The organism is Streptomyces sp. NBC_00669 (genome assembly GCF_036226785.1).
In the GTDB taxonomy this organism is placed as follows: domain Bacteria; phylum Actinomycetota; class Actinomycetes; order Streptomycetales; family Streptomycetaceae; genus Actinacidiphila.
The window spans coordinates 6,662,130-6,678,510 of sequence record NZ_CP109018.1 but is presented as its reverse complement, the minus strand read 5'-3'; the positions used below and the strand labels follow the sequence as shown (position 1 = coordinate 6,678,510).

The window sequence follows — 16,381 nt, the reverse complement described above, 5'->3', positions numbered from 1 at the left end:
CAATAGTGCACCACTGCAACATTGTCGCCGAAATTTCCAGAAACGATCTGGACCCCGCGAGAGCGGAACGGCACACTCGGAACCAGCACCAAGAAGGGACACCATGCCGCTCAGAAGCACCGCGACCGCCCGTCAGGAGCGCCTAGGCGCGGAGCTGAGGAAGATGCGGGAAGCCGCGGGGATCACCGCCCGCGACACCGCGCGGCTGCTCGGCACCGACCCGGCGAAAGTCAGTCACATCGAGGCGGGTCGGCTCGGTGTCAGCGAGGAGCGGTTACGACGTCTCGCCGCGTTCTACGAATGCGGAGACGCCGCGCTGATCGACGCCCTCGTCGGCATGGCCAACGGCCATGGCCGCAAGGGCTGGTGGGAGGCGTACCGCGGGGTGGTGCCGGCCGGCATGCTCGACATCTCCGAGATGGAGCACTACGCCGTCCACCTGCGCCCGCTCCAGGTCAGCCACATCCCCGGACTGCTCCAGACCGAGGCGTACGCCAGGGCCGTGGTCGGCCACGCGGTCCCCCCGCTGCCCGCCAACGAGTTGGAGGCGTGGGTCGCCCACCGGATGGAACGCGCCAACGTCCTGCACCGCGAGGCCGCTCCGCCGTACGAAGCACTGGTCCACGAGGCGGCGCTGCGGATGCGGTTCGGCGGGGCGAATGTGGCGAAGGCCCAACTGGAACACATCCAGGAGCTGAGCCGGCTGCCGCAGATAAGCGTGCGGGTCATTCCGTTCGCCTCCGAGGGCCACGTCGGCTCCAGTCACGCGATGCTCTACGCGAGCGGGACCGTCCCCCAGCTGGACACCGTGCAGATCGACTCCGCACACGGGGTGATCCTGCTGCACGCGGCCACGCAACTCGCCAACTACCTCAACCGGTTCGAGATCCTCACGAAGGTGGCGCTGGACCGGGAAAAGTCACGCGACTTCATGCACTCCATCTCCCGAGACCTCTGAACCTCTGAAAGGGCCCTCATCCCATGACCGCGCCCCTGGCTTGGCAGAAGTCCACGTACTCGCAAGACAGCGGGGACTGTGTCGAGTTGACCGCCCACGGGGGCGCGGTCCTCCTCCGCGAGAGCGACAATCCGACCGTGGTGCTGACCACCACACGCAAGGACCTGGCACGGTTCCTGCGCTTCCTCAAAGCCGCGCCGACCTCGACGGCTTCGGTGGCCGGACCCGCCCGGGTGCAGCGTTCCGTGGGGTGAGGACCGCCTGCGGGCGCGATGCCGCCCGCGCGGTTTCCCCGCGCCCCTGACCGGGGTGCGGGGAAAGGGCCGCGCCGAGCGCGGGGCGGGGCGGCTACGCGAAGTCGAGCAACTTGCGGGTCATGTCGCGGTAGTGGGTGAGGGCGACCCGCAACTCCTCGGTGTCCGGCTCCGATCCGCCGTGCACGCTCGCCCGCAGCGACTCGCGGCGCTGCTCCAGCATGCGGGTGAGCCGCTGGGCCGCCTCGTCGAGCACGGTCTCGGCCTCGCGTACGGCGCCCCTCGGGTCGTCCACGAAGCCGCCCACGGCGTGCTCCATCCGCTCGCTCAGACCGCCGTCGCCGGCGGGAGTGGCGGGGGTATCGGGAGTGGCCGTGGTCGCGGTCGCGGGGTGCTTCGGCTCGGTCGGCCGGTCAGGCGCGGTCCGCCCGGTCCGCTCCGCCGACGGGCTCGCGGGGGGCGGCCCGGCCTCGTCGGGCACGGTCTCGCTCCGCTCTGCGCCCGTACCGGTGACGGTCCCGGTCGTGGTCGTGGTCCCGGTCGTGGTCCCGGTCGTCGTCCCGGTCCCGGTCGTGGTCCCGGTCCCGGTCGTGGTCCCGGCGTCGCGCTTCTCGTACTTCCCGGTCGCGTTCCTGCCCTCGCTCCCGCTCTTCGTCTCGTCCACGTCGTCGGTCCTGATCTCGGTCTCGGTCCCGGTACGGCCGTGCGGGGTGTTCGGCGTCATCGTCTTCGCCTCCAGGTGTGCGGAAAGGTCGTGGGTGCCGGCGGTCGCGGGGTCATGCCTCGCCGCGGCCGGGGTCGTCGCTCTTGCGGGTGCTGCCGGTGAGCGCGGCGAAGCGGCCCCCGAGCGTGTGGTGCCCGCGGTCGGCCTCGCGTACGTCGTCGTCGCCCGCGGCGGGCTCGACGGGCTCGGCGGACTCAGCGGTCCTGGCGGGGCCGGCGGTCGCCGCGGGTTCCCGGGGCTCCGCGGTCGGCTCGGGTGTGTCCGGCACCTGCGCGGGCCGCGCGACCGCGGACGTACCGCCGTCGGCTCCGGTCAGCTCGTCGAAGAGCTCCCGTGCGCCGATCAGCGACTGGCGCAGGTCCTCCGTGGCGCCCTCGCCGCCCGCACTGGCGTGCTCGGCCAGCGCGTGGGCGCGGCGGTAGCCCTGGAGCCGGGTGCCGTGGTGGACGGACAGCGCGTCGAAGTGCTCGGGCGAACCGGCCTCCGGGAAGCCCCGGTTCGCGGCGACCTGGCCGACGAGCCGGTCGGCCGCGCCCAGCGCCCCCGCGGGGTCCTCGACGAACTGTGCCTGCACGGCCTGCCAGCGCTGCGCGTACTGCGCGCGGTCGGCCTCGGACAGCGGCCGCCGGTCGAGGTCGCCGTACCGCTTCACGCGGTCCGCCAACTCCTTGTCGGTCGCCTTGGTGTCGCCCTCGTGCCGGGCGAGCACCCGGTCGTACTCGGGTCCGAACCGGTGCTTGAGACGGCCGGTGCCGGGTGTGCCGCCGTACATGCTCCATACGACGACGACAGCGATCACTACGAGGACTGCCACCACGATCGCGATGACGGCTCCTGTCGACATGTCGGGCCTCCCTTCCCTCGCGGGCTCGCCTTGCCCGCGTCACCACCCGCAAACCCGGACCGCCCGGCGGCGGGGAAGGAAGGAGGAAAGGACGGAGGAAGGGAAGGGGGCCGCGGGAAGGGGATTCAGAGCACCCGGTGCGCGTGCGCCGGCCGTTCGGGCCGCTCCGGCCGGTCATGGTCGCCGCCGCACAACTCCCCGCTCAACTTCGTCAGCAGCGCCGCGAGTTCGCTGTGCCGGGAGGGGTCCCAGTCGCCGAGCAGGTCGGCCAGGACGTTGCGGCGGGCCTCGCCGAGCCGCGCCGCCATGGCCTTCCCGGACTCGGTGAGCCGCAGGGGGTTGCCGTCGCGGACGGCGAACCCGCGGGTCTCGGCCTCGACCGCGGACCGTTCGATCATCGCGCTCGGCACTGTGGCGTGCTCGGCCAGCTCCACCGGGTCGGCCTCGCCCTGGTGGGCGATTCTCAGCAGCAGCCAGCTGGTGGCCGGATGGATGTCGGCGCCGGCCTTGTCGGTGACGCGGATGTACAGGTCCCGTTTGGTCTCCCGGTTGCCCAGCACTGACAGGCAGCGGGCGATCTCGTCGAGCGAGGAGCGCTCCACCGGATTGGTGCCGAACGTCTCGTTGGCGTCCGGCGCCGTGACCGACCCGCGCAGCGGCTGCTCTCTCAGCAGCCAGGCCAGCACGAAGCCGAGCAGCGCGACCGGCACCGCCCACAGGAAGACGGTGGTGATCGACTGCGAATAGGCGTGCAGCACCGGCGCCTTGATGGCACTCGGCAGTCCGGCGATGGCCGTCGGGTCGGCCTGGAGCCTGGCCGGATCGAAGCCGGCCGGCACCCGCACCCCGCGCAGCGCGGAACCCAGCTTGTCCGAGAGCTGGTTGGTGAAGACGGTGCCGAACACCGAGACGCCGAAGGACGCGCCGATGGAGCGGAAGAAGGTGGTGCCGGAGGTGGCGGAACCCAGGTCCTCGTAGCCGACCGCGTTCTGCACCGCGAGCACCAGCACCTGCATCACCAGGCCGAGGCCGAACCCGAAGACGAAGAAGTACAGGCTCATCACCCAGGTCGCGGTGAACTCGTCGAGCTGGTGCAGCAGGATCAGCCCGACCGCGGTGACGGCGGTGCCGAGGATCGGGAAGACCTTGTAGCGGCCGGTGCGGCTGATGATCTGGCCGGAGCCGGTGGAGGCGAGCAGCAGCCCGACCACCATCGGGATCATGTGGACGCCGGAGAGCGTCGGCGAGTAGCCGTGCACGACCTGGAGGAAGGTCGGCAGGTAGGTCATCGCGCCGAACATCGCGAAGCCGATGATGAAGGAGATGCCCGAGCAGATGACGAAGGTGCGCACCTTGAACAGCCCCGGCGGCAGCACCGGCTCCTGCGCGCGCCGCTCGATCATGACGAACACCGCGACCAGCGCGACCCCGACCACCGCCAGCACGATGATGCCGGGCGAGCTCCACGCCAGGGTGGTGCCGCCGAGCGAGGTGACCAGCACCAGGCAGGTCGCGGCCGCGGCCACCACCGCCATGCCGGCGTAGTCGATGCGGTGCGCGGTGCGGCGTACCGGGATGTGCAGCACCGCGGCGATCACGGCGAGCGCCACGATGCCGATCGGCAGGTTGATGTAGAACACCCAGCGCCAGGAGAGCTGTTCGGTGAACACCCCGCCCAGCAGCGGCCCGAGCACGCTCGCCGCGCCGAACACCCCGCCGAACACGCCCTGGTAGCGGCCGCGGTCGCGGGGCGGCACGATGTCGCCGACGATCGCCATGGACAGCGCGATCAACCCGCCGCCGCCCAGCCCCTGCAACGCCCGGAACGCGATCAACTCGCCCATGCTCTGCGAGATCCCGCACAGCGCCGAGCCGATCAGGAAGATCACGATCACGGACTGGAACAGCCGCTTGCGGCCGTACATGTCACCGAGCTTGCCCCACAGTGGAGTTGCCGCGGTGGACGCCAGCAGGTAGGCGGTCACGACCCATGACAGGTGGTCGATGCCGCCGAGGTCGCTGACGATCGTGGGCAGTGCGGTCGACACGATGGTCTGGTCGAGCGCGGCCAGCAGCAGCCCGAGGGCGAGCGCGCCGATCGCGATCCGTACCGCGCGCTTGTCCTGCTGCTCGCCCGGTGCCGCCGCCGGTGCCGCGGCGGTGCTGGTGTCCTGGGCCATGTGGCAGCTCCTCGCCTCGCTTCCCCGAGGGCCAGAAACTCATATTCCCACCCTTTGTACGGTTATGGCCTGCGGAACCGGTCACCACTACCGCCGGGCGCTGTGCCGGAGGCGTGTCGGATCGGCATAATCACCGGAGAATTCGCGCGCACCGTGTGAACGGATCGTGCGGACCCGGGTACGAACGGCGGGAGGGGACCCAGTGGCGCCGGAGCAGCCGAACGGACAGGACGGCCGGGACGACCGGCCGGACCCGTCGTACCGGCCGTACGCGTACGCCCAGGGCGACCGCGCCGCGAGGGGTGACGGCATGACCGAGGACCGTATCGGGGGCGGCGGCGCGGACGGCGTCCCGACCGCCGCCGACGGCACCGGGCCCACCAGCCCCGGCCCGGCCGCCGAGGACGACGCGGGCGGGATACGGGCCGCCGAGCGGTCCGCGCAGCGCGCGGCGGCCGTGGCGGCCGTGGAGGGCTTCCACCCGCTGCGGCTGCGCCCCTACGTCACCGATCCGCACGGCGACGCGGCCGGCGAGAGCACCGTACGGCGGCTGATCGACACCGACCCGCCCGGCCCGGTGGACGACGACGGGCCCGCCGTCGCCGACCTGGGCCTGTTCCCCGCTACGTACGCGGGTGTGGAGTACGCCGAGGCCCCGCACGACGGGGGGCACGACGCGGCCCGCGCGCACGCCGTGGCGGCCGCCCGGGGCCGGCACCGGCGGCGCAAGCGCGGCATCGTGGTGGCGGCGGCAGCGGTCGCCGCGTCCGCGCTGGCCGCGGGCGCCGTGGCGGTCAGCGGCCAGATCGGCCAGGAGCAGGGCAGCACCGACCGGGCGCTGCCCGACCAGTCCTCGTCGATGCCGGACGTGGTGCTGCCGACGGACGCCACGCAGTCCACCGCGTCGTCGGCCCCGGCCATGGCCGACCCCGGTGCCCCGCGCGCCACGACCACCACGACCCGCGCGGCGAGCCCGTCGGCCACCCCCTCGACGTCGGCCACCACGCCGCCGGCCACCGACAGCGCCACTCCGGCCGGCTCGGGAGGCACATCGGCCCACGTCGCCGGGTCCACCGCGGCCGCGCCGGGCACCCCCGCGGCGCCCTCGGACCCCGCCACCGGCTCGGGCACCGACACCTCCACGCCGCCCGCGAGCGACGCCTCGTCCGCCGCCACGCAGGTGCTCCAGCTCGGCGACTCCGGCCCGGCCGTCGCCGACCTCCAGCGCCGGCTGAGCGAGGTGTGGGTCTACGCGGGGCCGATCAACGGCGTCTTCAACAGCCAGACGCGGCTGGCGGTGGCCACCTTCCAGGTCTGGTACTGGGTCACCGACGCGGCCGACGGCAGCCATGACGGCGTGTACGGGCCCAAGACCCGCGCCGCCCTCGAACGCCAGACGCAGGGCGACTCGTAGGACGAGCCGAACGCAGGCCCGGGGCCCCGGACGAGGGCACCCGGCAGCCGGCGGGCCAGGCCGGCCTCCGGCGCTACGGCCGCCCCGGCGCGGTCCCCGCGGGCTCCACGTACTGGAGCAGGCCCCACGTGAAGTGCGCGATCACCCGGCCCCCGGTCAGCGGGTCGGTGAGCGCCAGCCGGGCCCGGGACGGCGCGTCGGGCGGCAGCGGCGCCGCCGGCGGGAAGGCGCGGGCCGCGTCGTCCACGGTGCACGACCACGGCGCCAGGTCCGCGACGGCCGCCGGGCGCGGCGGCTCCGCCCCGGGCGCGCGCACCAGCCACTCGTTGACGACCGCCCCGGCGCCGCCTCCCCCCGGGCCGGGCAGCGTGACCACCTCGAACCGCAGGTCGGGCCAGAGCGGCACGGGCCACAGCGCCGCCCGCAGCTCCAGATCCCCGGCCCGCTGCTCCCTGACGTCCTCCGGCGGCCCGAGCGCCGTACGGTAGCGGGCCTCGCCGCGCGGGAACGTGCGGCTGTGCAGCCGCGCCTGCCACCGGCGGTTCGCCTCGCGCAGATCGGTGTGGTTCACGCCCAGCGTGCGCAGCGCGTCGTCGACCAGGCCCGGCTGGTGGTCGGCCATCCGCCGCAGCAGCACGAGCTGGAACTGGAGCGGCCCGAAGGGTTCCGTGGGCATGCGGCGAGTCTAGGGCGGTCGGGGCGGGGACTGGCGCAGCGGCCACATCTTTTGTATCGTGATGGAACAAAGTGGTTCCGCCCGCTACCCCTGACCGGCGGGCGGGACCACGGAGTACGGAGTTACCGCCGGGGGCGGCCGCCGCGGCACCAGACGAGGCGGCCGCCCCCGCACCGTCTCGCACCCCAGGGAGCACTTCCATGACGCCGTCCGCCCCCTCCGCCGAGTTCCGCGCCCGCGCGCTGCTGCTGGACATGGACGGCACCCTGGTGAACTCCGACGCGGTCGTGGAGCGCTGCTGGCGGCGCTGGGCCGAGCGCAAGGGGCTCGACCCGGTCCACGTGCTCTCGGTCGTGCACGGCCGTCAGGGCCACGCCACGATGGCCGTGCTCCTCCCGGACCGGCCGGTGGCCGAGAACCTCGCCGAGAACGCGGAGTTGCTCGCCGAGGAGACCGCCGACACCGACGGCGTGGTGCCCGTCCCCGGCGCGCCCGCCTTCCTCGCCGCGCTCCAGGGGCACCCGCACGCCCTCGTCACCTCCGCGAGCATCGGCCTCGCGCAGACCCGCATGGACGCCGCCGGACTGCCGATGCCGGCGGTCCGGGTCACCGCGGAGTGCGTGAGCGCCAGCAAGCCCGACCCCGAGGGTTTCCTGAAGGGCGCCGCCGAACTCGGTTTCGCCCCCGAGGAGTGCCTCGTCTTCGAGGACGCCGAGGTCGGCATCGCGGCGGCCCGCGCGGCGGGGATGCGGGTCGTCGGCGTCGGCCCCCGCGCGGCCGCCCACCAGCCCAGCGCGCACGCCCCCTCCCTGGAGCACGTGAGCGTGCGGCCCGCGCCCGGCGGCGGCCTCCTGGTGACCGTCACCGCCTGACCGGCCGGCGCAGACGTCGGACTGACCTGGCGGTCAGGCGCGGGCGCGACCGGCGGTCACGTGTGGGCTGAGCGGGCGCGGCGGCGCCGGATCAGCACTTCGGCCACGGCGAGGTCGACGATCCAGCCGAGGGTCTGACCGACGGGGATGAGGTCGTGCGCCTCGTTGCCGAAGGAGGCGCGCTCGGCCGTTCCCCGGAAAGGGAGTTGGGCCAGCAGGAGCAGGGGCACGACCACGCGGGCGGTGACGGCGAGGAAGGTGAACGCGTAGTTGCGCGCCATCCAGGACCGGTGCGCCTCGAAGTCCCGCCGACGGGCGGCCCGGAGCGCGAGGTGGCCGGTGACCAGCCAGCCGGCCGCGGCCACGGTCAGCCCGACCTGGGTGAGCAGCCGCCCGGAGAGCAGCGCCACCGGGACCGCGGCCAGCGCGGCCGGCAGCACCCCGGCGAGGAGGTAGCCGCGGCCGATCGCGCGGTGCACCGGCCGGCGCGCCCGGATCGCCGGGATGAACTGCAACGGCCCGAGGACCAGCGCGACCAGGGCGGCGAAGATGTGCACGACCAGGACGTACCAGTGCAGGCGGCCGGTGATGTCGAGCCGTCCGCTGCCGACATGGAACGTCACGTAGGGGCTGACCAGGCCCGCGCCGGCGGCGGTCGCGACGACGAACAGGGCCCAGGCCCGGCGGTGGGAGGGCGCTTCGGTGGAGGCCATGGCCGGCGTTGCCCTCAGCCCGACGTGACTTCGCTGCGCAGCACCCGCAGGACGCCGAACGCCCCGGGCAGCACCACCCACAGGAGCGTCGCCGTGCACAGCTGCGCCCACTGGTGCCCGCTCAACCCGTGGTCGTAGAGCGGTCCTTGGGCGAGGTTGAGGTCGAGCCAGTGGCTGACGCCCTTGAGCCCGTGCACGGCGTTGAACAGCACGCTGGACAGGTTGGGCAGCACGTAGAACGCGACGATCGCGGCGGCGCCGTTCAGCAGCAGCATGCCGAACGCCAGGCCCAGCGCCAGACCGCTCAGCAGGACCAGGGTGATGTCGCCGAGACCGCCGGCGCCGAACGCCCAACTGCCGTCGCCGTGACGCAGTGCGACGCCCAGGAGGTTGCCGAATGCCGCCGAGACAAGGGTGTTGACGACCATCAGCAGCCCGAGCAGCATGGCCGCGCCGCCCTTGGCCAGCAACACCCGTGAGCGGTCGGGCTCCAGGGTGAAGGTGACCAGTCCGGTGCGCTGGCTCCACTCGCTGGTGACGGCCAGGATGCCCACGACGGGGAGCAGCAGCTTCTGCGGGGTCTGGGTGAAGTCGACCAGCTTCGTGAAGGTGAGCTTCGCGGGGTCGGCGGTGAACAGCATGACCGCGACCACCAGCGGGGTGGTGACGAGGATGGCGATCAGCAGCCAGCGGCCCGCCCGGGTGTCGCGGAGCTTGCGCAGTTCGGTGCCGAGCAGGCGGGAGAAGGGGATGCCGGGGTGCCGCTCCGCGGGCGCGGGCGCGGGCCGCGGGGCCGGGTGCACGTTCGTGGTCATCGTCGCGTCGCATCCTTCGCGGTGGTCACGGTCGTCGCGTCCTCTACGCTCTTCGCGCTCTTCGCGCTCTTCGCGCTCTTCGCGCTCTTCGCGCTCTTCGCGCTCTTCGCGCTCTTCGCGCTCTTCGGGTTCTTCGGGTTCTCGCGCGAGTGGTCGGCGGTCAGCCGCAGGAACATGTCCTCCAGGCCGGTCTGCCCGGCGGCGCGCAACTCCGTGAGCCGCACCCCGGCCGCTGCCGCCACGCGCGAGACCTGGTCGGTGGGGGCCTGGGTGAGGTGACCGCCGTCGGTGGCGGTGTGGTCGATGCCGGCAGCGGTGAGCGCGTCGGCCAGAGCGCGGTCGTCCGTAGCGCGGACGAACGTGCCCCCGGCGGCGAGCAGTTGCTCCTTGGCGCCCTGGGCGACGATCCTCCCCCGCCCGATGACGACCAGTTCGTCGGCGATGACCTCGATCTCGCGCAGCAGGTGGGAGGAGAGCAGGATGCTGCCGCCGCCGTCGGCGAAGTCCCGCAGCAGGCCGCGCATCCAGTGGATGCCCGCCGGGTCGAGCCCGTTGGCCGGCTCGTCGAGGATGAGCACCCGCGGATCGCCCAGCAGCGCGTGCCCCACGCCGAGGCGCTGGCGCATGCCCAGGGAGTAGGTGCCGGTACGGCGGCGGGCCTCGGTCGGGGTGAGGCCGACGAGTTCGAGCACCTCGTCGACCCGCGTGCGCTCCAGGCCCATCACCATCGCCGAGAGGGTGAGCACCTCGCGGCCGGTGCGCCCGGAGTGCTGCGCCGACGCGTCCAGCAGCACCCCGACCCGGCGGCCCGGGTTGGGCAGGTGCCGGTAGTCGTGGCCGAGTACGGTGCAGCGTCCGGAGGTCGGCGGGGTGAGGCCGATCATCATGCGCATGGTGGTCGACTTGCCGGCTCCGTTCGGGCCGAGGAAGCCGGTGATGACTCCGGGCCGCACGCCGAAGGTCACACCGTCCACGACCGTGTGGCCGCCGTAACTCCTGCTCAGGCCGCGGACGTCGATCGCGAAGGAGCCGAAGTCGCCCTGGGTGTTGCCGGTTCCGCTCATGCCGGCCGCCTCCCGCGCACCGCGCGGACGGCCACCGCGACACCGCAGACCAGGCCGAGCACCAGGCCCACGAGCTCGATCACCGTTCCGGAGAAGGCCGTCACCTTGGACGCCGCGCCCAACTGGTCGCGCATCTTGGGCGTCACGATCCCGCCGAAGGAGATGAAGACCGCGATCAGCGCACCGAGCGGCGGAGCCCACCGCCGGCGCAGCGCGAGCAGCGCCGCGCCGGCCAGCAGGACGACGACGCCCGGCGGGACGACCGGGTAGTCCGCGCCGCCCGCGCGCTGCACGTAGATTCCCAGGGCCGCGGCGGTCATCCCGCCGACGGCCAGTCTGCGCGTCGTGTCCGCCCGGTGCGGCTGTGCCTGATGTCGTTGGTTGACCATGCGCCCATCGTGGGTCGCGGCGCGCCCGCGGACGTCGGCTGCCGGGCGGCAGTCGCCGTACGCAGATCCGCGTACGCCGGCCGCGCCGCCACGTCGGAGCGGGCCGTCACGTCGGGGCTGGCCGTCACGTCAGGGCGGGGCGTCACGCCCCGTCGGCGAGCCCGGACTGGTAGGCGAAGACGACCAGTTGGGCACGGCTCCTGGCGCCGAGCTTGACCATCGCCCGGCTGACGTGGGTGCGGGCCGTGGCCGGGCTGATCACGAGCCGCTCGGCGATCTCGTCGTTGTCGAGCCCTTCCGCGGCCAGGACGACGACCTCGCGCTCCCGGTCGGTGAGGGAGCGCAGCTCCGGATGCGGCTTCAGCGACCGGGGCGACGCCGAGACGAACTCGCGCACCACCTTGCGGGTCACCGACGGCGACATCAGCGTGCCGCCGTCGACGACGGAGCGGATCGCCTGGAGGAGTTCGGCCGGTTTGGTGTCCTTGAGCAGGAAGCCGCCGGCGCCGTGGCGCAGGGCGTCGAAGATGTACTCGTCGTGTTCGAACGTGGTGAGCATGATGACCTTGGTGCCGGCGAGCGCCGGGTCCGCGGTGATGCGCCGCAGGGCGGCGATGCCGTCGATGCCCGGCATGCGGATGTCCATGAGGATGACGTCCGGTCGCGTCTGCCGCGCGACGGCCACCGCGGCCAGCCCGTCCGCGGCCTCGCCGGCCAGCGCCATGCCTTCCTCGTTCTCCACGAGGGTGCGCAGGCCGAAGCGCACGAGGTCCTGGTCGTCGACGACCAGCACGGTGATCATGACGGGGCTCCGAGGGGAAGGCGGGCACGCACCTCGAACGTATCCCGGGCCGAGCGCGCGGCGGTGAGTTCCCCGCCGAGGGCGAGGGCGCGCTCGCGCATGCCGGCGATGCCGGAACCGCCGCCGCCCGAACGTCCGTTGCCCGTCGACCCGTTGCCCGCGGTCTCGTCGCCCGCACCCCCGCCGGCACTCGTGCCCGACGCGCCGGCACCGGGCGGCGCCGCGACGGCGGGATCAGCAACCACCGGATTGGCGACGACCGGATTGGCGGCCACGGGGTTGGTGACGACGATCGACACGCTGTCGCGCGCGTAGCGGATGCCGACCGTGGCCTGCCGGGCCCCGCTGTGCCGCAGCACGTTGGTCAGCGACTCCTGGATGATCCGGTAGCCGGTCAGCTCCACCGCGACCGGCAGGGCGGCCGCGGCCTCGCCGTCGACGTCGAGCCGTACGTACACCCCCGCCTCGGCCATCCGCTGCCGCAACTCGTCCAGCCGGACCAGGCTCGGCACCGGGAACCGCTCCGGGCCGGCGCCGGTGCGGCGCACCACGGCGAGCGCGGCCCGCAGTTCGTCGAGCGCCTCGCTGCTGGTGCGGCTGATCGCCTCCAACGCCACTTCCGCCTGTTCGGGCTTCCTGGCGAGCACGTGCAGGGTGATGTCGGCCTGCATCTTGATCGCGGCGAGGCCGTGGCCGACGATGTCGTGCACCTCCTGGGCGACACGGAACCGTTCGTCGTCCACGCTCTGCCGGATCACCTCGGCGCGCGCCCGGGCCGCCGTCTCGTGCCGCAGCCGGAGCGCGTACCCCAGGGCGAAGGGCACCACCGCCCAGGCGGAGACCGGGATGGCCCCGGACACGCCGAGCCCGGAGTCACGGACGATCAGGTGCGGCAGGACCAGCACGAGCCCGCCCACGGCGTACGGCACCGCTCCGGCCAGGGGAGCGTGCCTGGCCACGGTGTAGACGGCGATCATGAAGGTGGCGATGATCGGCCCGTAGGCGTACCCGAGGTCCAGGTAGCCGGCGGTGCAGACCGCCACCACCGCAAGCGTGGCCAGCGGCCACCTGCGGCGCAGCGCCAGGACCAGCGCGGCCGTCACGAACAGCGCGAAGCCCCGGGCGTCGATGGGCACCTCCGCCCGCTGCGGGCTCCCCTCGAACCCCGTGCCGACGGCTCCGGCGACGGCGATCACGACCGCCGTCACGGCGTCGCCCAGCAGCCACCCGCTGATCCTCGTACGGCCCGCGCTCCCCTGCCGCCGGCTTCCGATCGGTACCGCGACCACCCGCGCCGTCTCCTCTCCCCCGCCCCGTTGTCCCCAACCTGCTCAGCATGGTCCGGGCGGAGCCGGGCCGCGTCCGCCCCAGGGCGGCATCCGCACTACGCGGATCGGAGTACGTCCCGGAGCACGTCCTGGAGTACGCCCCGGAGCACGCGGGCCGCCCGCCGACCGGCCGATGTCACAGATCGGGTCGCCCGCCGGTCGTTCAAGGCAGCGGCACCCCGCGACGGAGTGCCCGGCAACCTCATCGCCCGGCTCGCAGCACAGAACGGAGAGAACGTGTTCGCCGCTTACGTCACGGTCACCATCCTCGGTGTGGTCTTCAACGGCGCCGCCGCCGTCACCTACCTGATCGGCCACGAATACCCCAAGACCCAGGCGGACATGAAGGGGATAGCCCGCAAGTGGGTGCCGGTGCTGGGCATGTTGCTGGCGGCGGGCACCGTGGGGCTGGCGGCCGGGTTCGCCGTGCCGCTGCTGGGGACCCTCGCCGCCTGCGGCCTCGTGCTGTACTTCATCGGCGCGATCTTCGCCCATCTGCGGGTGGGCTCGCGGAACATCGTGGGCGGGATCGTCTTCCTCGCCACGGCGGTGGCCGCCCTGACCCTCGGCCTGGCCGACCACGGACCCTGGTGACCGGGGAGCCGCGCCCAGCGCGTGCCCTGCCCGTGCCATGCCCGTTTCCAGTGCGCGCCCTGCGCGCGCCCCGCGCGCCCCGCCCCGGGCGGACACCGTCCGGCTACTCGCGGACCTCGGCGTCCACCAGCGGCCGCACGTCAGCGCGGTCCGTGCCCAGGCCCGCGAGCAGGCGCAGCCCGTCCTCGGAGGGGCTGCCGGGGGCCGCGGTCAGCACCAGCAGCTCCATGCCGGACGCGTCGGGCAGCGAGAAGTTCTCCTGGTGCAGGTCCAGCAGTCCGACCAGCGGGTGCCGGTACGCCTTGCGTCCGTGCGTGCGGGCGCGCACGTCCGCGCGGGCCCACAGGCGGCGGAAGCGGTCACTGCCCATCGCGAGCTCGCCGATGAGCGAGGCCAGGCGGGGGTCGTCGGGGTACTTTCCGGCGGCCAGCCGCAGGTGCCCGACCACGTCCACGGTGCAGTCCTCCCAGCCCGCGTAGAGACCGCGCTCGGTCTCCTCCAGGAAGATGTGCCGGGCGGTGTTCAGGCCCGTCACCGGCCGGCCGTAGAGGAGGCCGGCCAGGCGGTTCCCGGCGAGCACGTCCATGCGGTGGTCCACCAGCAGCGCGGGCGCGTCGCCGACCAGGTCCAGGACGCGCAGCAGTTCGGGCCTGACCCGTCCGCCGGGCGCCTTCGCGCGACGCCGGCGCTGCCGGGCCAGCCGGCACAGGTGGTCGCGTTCGGTCTCGTCGAGGCCGAGGACGCGGGCGAGCGCGTCGAGCACCTGGAGGGAGGGCTGGGTCGCGCGGCCCTGCTCCAGGCGTACGTAGTAGTCGACGCTGACGCCGGACAGGTGCGCGACCTCCTCGCGGCGCAGCCCCTCGACCCGGCGGCGGCTGTCGGTGGCGAGGCCGAAGACCGCCGGGTCGACCCGGGAGCGCCGGGTCCGCAGGAAGCCCGCGAGATCGTCCATGACCTCCAGTATGGCCTCGGCGGCGCCGCGCGAAGGTGGTCCTGCCGATACCAGGAAGTCCCGTCCGACGGAAGCGGCGCCCCTGAACAGCGGGCGACGCGGTGCCCAGAATCGAAGGCACCCACCCGATCCGAAGGAGTCCCCCGTGAAGACGCTGATCGTCCACGCCCACCCGGAGCCGAAGTCGCTCAACGGCTCGCTGAAGGACCTCGCGGTGTCCACGCTGGAGAGCGCCGGCCACGAGGTGCTGGTGAGCGATCTCTACGCGATGAACTGGAAGGCGGTGGTGGACGCCGCCGACTACGGCCCGCACGCCTCCAGCCCGCTGAAGGTCGCCCGCGACTCCGGCCGGGCCTTCGACGCCGGGGCGCTCGGCCCGGACGTCCGCGCCGAGCAGGAGAAGCTGCTGTGGGCCGACACGGTCATCCTCCAGTTCCCGCTGTGGTGGTACTCGATGCCCGCCATCCTCAAGGGCTGGGTGGACCGGGTGTTCACCTACAACTTCGCGTACGGCGTCGGCGAGCACAGCGCCACCAAGTACGGCGAGCGCTTCGGCGAGGGCTCCCTCGCGGGCAGGAGGGCGCTGCTGTCGGTGACCGCCGGCGGCCCGGAGTCGCACTACGCCGCGCGCGGGATCAACGGCCCCATCGACGACCTGCTGTTCCCGATCCAGCACGGCATCCTCTACTACCCGGGCATCGAGGTGCTGCCGCCCTTCGTGCTGTACGGCACCGACCGGATGACCGACGAGGAGTACCCGGACGTCGCCCGGGCCTGGCAGCAGCGGCTGCTCACCCTGGAGACGACCGAGCCGATCGCGTTCCGGCGGCAGAACTTCGGCGACTACGAGATCCCGTCGCTGCACCTGAAGGAGGGGCTGGAGCCCGCGGGCCGCACGGGTTTCGGGCTGCACGTGGGCAACTGACGCGAAGGGGTGCGGCCTGCGCGGCGCAGACCCGGTCGGGCTACGCGTCAGTGCGCCGCGTGCGTCAGTGCATGGGGGGCGTCAGCGCGCGGGGTGCGTCAGTCCGTGGGATGCGTCAGTGCGTGGCGCGGAGGCCGGCGACGAGGAGGGAGATCAGGCGGCGCGGGTCGTAGTCGGGGTCGCTGTCCGCGCCGACGCACAAGTTGCCGACACCCCGCATGAGTTCGAGCCCGTCGAGGCGGGCGGCGCCGTCGAGGTCGGCGCGGATGTCGCCGTGTTCGACGGCGGCGTCGAGGAGCCGGTCGCAGACGGGGGCGAGCCGGTCGACGAAGTGCGCGTGCAGCGCGTCGAACCCGGGGCTGTCGGGCCGCAGGACGGCGGCGAGCCCGTGCTTGGTGACGAGGAAGTCGACGAAGAGGTCGACCCACTGCCGCAGGGCGTCGTACGGGGTGGCCGCGCTCGCGAGGAGCGCGGGGCCGGCGGCGGCGCAGGCGTCGACCTGGTGGTGGTAGACGGCGACGATGAGGTCCGCGCGGGTCGGGAAGTGGCGGTAGACGGTGCCGACCCCGACCCCGGCCTTCTCCGCTATGGCGCGTACCGGCGCCTCGACGCCAGAGGCGACGAAGACCTCGGCGGCCGCGTCCAGCAGGGTCTGCTGGTTGCGCCGGGCGTCCTTGCGCCTGGACCCGGCCGGTCCGCTGCCCGTGCCGCGAGCGCTGCCGTCCACGTCGTCCACGTCGTCCACCGCGTGATCCTCCCAGGAGCTTGCAAAGCGGAACGTTGCTCCGTATCGTTGGCGGAGCGAGGTTCCGTTTCGTGCATTGTGGCAGATCGGGGGCCGGCCACCAAGCCGTCCCGCGCCGCGGCACGCCCTCCT

General features: G+C 73.4%; 18 protein-coding genes. 6 read left to right on the top strand and 12 right to left on the bottom strand.

The annotated features are described in order from the left end of the window. The first annotated feature begins 103 nt into the window (after positions 1–103). Positions 104–958, top strand: coding sequence for a helix-turn-helix domain-containing protein (locus OG896_RS28240; RefSeq protein ID WP_329369835.1), 855 nt, complete (start codon positions 104–106; stop codon positions 956–958). Between the two features lie 23 nt (positions 959–981). Next, on the top strand, positions 982–1,212 hold the full coding sequence (locus tag OG896_RS28235) for a DUF397 domain-containing protein (RefSeq protein ID WP_329369833.1): 231 nt from the start codon (positions 982–984) through the stop codon (positions 1,210–1,212). Between the two features lie 94 nt (positions 1,213–1,306). Here OG896_RS28235 and OG896_RS28230 read toward each other — a convergent pair whose 3' ends face one another. From OG896_RS28230 to OG896_RS28220, 3 genes are all read right to left on the bottom strand, one after another. Continuing rightward, the gene (locus OG896_RS28230; protein WP_329369831.1) at positions 1,307–1,936 is read right to left on the bottom strand and encodes a hypothetical protein; all 630 of its coding nucleotides are present in this window, start codon (positions 1,934–1,936) and stop codon (positions 1,307–1,309) included. A 52-nt stretch (positions 1,937–1,988) separates the two neighbouring features. Beyond that, complete coding sequence (locus OG896_RS28225; RefSeq protein ID WP_329369830.1) at positions 1,989–2,780, bottom strand: hypothetical protein; 792 nt, start codon at positions 2,778–2,780, stop codon at positions 1,989–1,991. A 125-nt stretch (positions 2,781–2,905) separates the two neighbouring features. Continuing rightward, entirely contained in the window at positions 2,906–4,960 is a 2,055-nt protein-coding gene (locus OG896_RS28220; RefSeq protein ID WP_329369828.1) for an MFS transporter, read from the bottom strand. Positions 4,961–5,162: 202 nt separating this feature from the next. On the opposite strand from OG896_RS28220, the gene OG896_RS28215 reads away from it, so the two are divergent. Then, positions 5,163–6,374: a peptidoglycan-binding domain-containing protein gene (locus OG896_RS28215; protein ID WP_329369827.1), complete on the top strand. Its 1,212-nt coding sequence runs from the start codon at positions 5,163–5,165 to the stop codon at positions 6,372–6,374. 73 nt (positions 6,375–6,447) lie between these two features. Here the strand turns inward: OG896_RS28215 and OG896_RS28210 are convergent, their stop codons facing one another. Continuing rightward, positions 6,448–7,050 (bottom strand): hypothetical protein, encoded by a 603-nt coding sequence (locus OG896_RS28210; protein ID WP_329369826.1) that lies wholly within the window; start codon positions 7,048–7,050, stop codon positions 6,448–6,450. A gap of 200 nt (positions 7,051–7,250) precedes the next feature. Here OG896_RS28210 and OG896_RS28205 point away from each other — a divergent pair, with 200 nt between their 5' ends. After that, positions 7,251–7,922 (top strand): HAD-IA family hydrolase, encoded by a 672-nt coding sequence (locus OG896_RS28205; protein ID WP_329369824.1) that lies wholly within the window; start codon positions 7,251–7,253, stop codon positions 7,920–7,922. A 56-nt stretch (positions 7,923–7,978) separates the two neighbouring features. On the opposite strand, the gene OG896_RS28200 is transcribed toward OG896_RS28205, so the two are convergent. From OG896_RS28200 to OG896_RS28175, 6 genes are all read right to left on the bottom strand, one after another. After that, complete coding sequence (locus OG896_RS28200) at positions 7,979–8,635, bottom strand: DUF2306 domain-containing protein (RefSeq protein ID WP_329369823.1); 657 nt, start codon at positions 8,633–8,635, stop codon at positions 7,979–7,981. A gap of 14 nt (positions 8,636–8,649) precedes the next feature. Beyond that, positions 8,650–9,450 carry an ABC transporter permease gene (locus tag OG896_RS28195; protein WP_329369821.1) on the bottom strand — a complete coding sequence of 267 codons (801 nt, stop codon included), beginning with the start codon at positions 9,448–9,450 and terminating at the stop codon, positions 8,650–8,652. Beyond that, positions 9,447–10,514, bottom strand: coding sequence for an ABC transporter ATP-binding protein (locus tag OG896_RS28190; RefSeq protein ID WP_329369819.1), 1,068 nt, complete (start codon positions 10,512–10,514; stop codon positions 9,447–9,449). Before OG896_RS28190 ends, OG896_RS28195 begins: the two co-directional genes overlap by 4 nt. Further along, positions 10,511–10,903 carry a hypothetical protein gene (locus OG896_RS28185; protein WP_329369817.1) on the bottom strand — a complete coding sequence of 131 codons (393 nt, stop codon included), beginning with the start codon at positions 10,901–10,903 and terminating at the stop codon, positions 10,511–10,513. Before OG896_RS28185 ends, OG896_RS28190 begins: the two co-directional genes overlap by 4 nt. A 142-nt stretch (positions 10,904–11,045) precedes the next feature. Further along, positions 11,046–11,705 (bottom strand): response regulator transcription factor, encoded by a 660-nt coding sequence (locus OG896_RS28180; protein WP_329369815.1) that lies wholly within the window; start codon positions 11,703–11,705, stop codon positions 11,046–11,048. Further along, positions 11,702–12,994, bottom strand: coding sequence for a sensor histidine kinase (locus OG896_RS28175; RefSeq protein WP_329369812.1), 1,293 nt, complete (start codon positions 12,992–12,994; stop codon positions 11,702–11,704). Before OG896_RS28175 ends, OG896_RS28180 begins: the two co-directional genes overlap by 4 nt. A gap of 276 nt (positions 12,995–13,270) precedes the next feature. Here OG896_RS28175 and OG896_RS28170 point away from each other — a divergent pair, with 276 nt between their 5' ends. After that, entirely contained in the window at positions 13,271–13,627 is a 357-nt protein-coding gene (locus OG896_RS28170; RefSeq protein WP_328463605.1) for a DoxX family protein, read from the top strand. 103 nt (positions 13,628–13,730) lie between these two features. On the opposite strand, the gene OG896_RS28165 is transcribed toward OG896_RS28170, so the two are convergent. After that, complete coding sequence (locus OG896_RS28165; RefSeq protein WP_329369810.1) at positions 13,731–14,579, bottom strand: helix-turn-helix transcriptional regulator; 849 nt, start codon at positions 14,577–14,579, stop codon at positions 13,731–13,733. A gap of 145 nt (positions 14,580–14,724) precedes the next feature. Here OG896_RS28165 and OG896_RS28160 point away from each other — a divergent pair, with 145 nt between their 5' ends. Continuing rightward, a complete protein-coding gene (locus OG896_RS28160) occupies positions 14,725–15,504 on the top strand; it encodes an NAD(P)H-dependent oxidoreductase (RefSeq protein WP_329369808.1) in 780 nt (259 codons plus the stop codon). A 115-nt stretch (positions 15,505–15,619) separates the two neighbouring features. Here the strand turns inward: OG896_RS28160 and OG896_RS28155 are convergent, their stop codons facing one another. Beyond that, on the bottom strand, positions 15,620–16,240 hold the full coding sequence (locus OG896_RS28155) for a TetR/AcrR family transcriptional regulator (RefSeq protein ID WP_329374331.1): 621 nt from the start codon (positions 16,238–16,240) through the stop codon (positions 15,620–15,622). Positions 16,241–16,381: the final 141 nt, after the last annotated feature.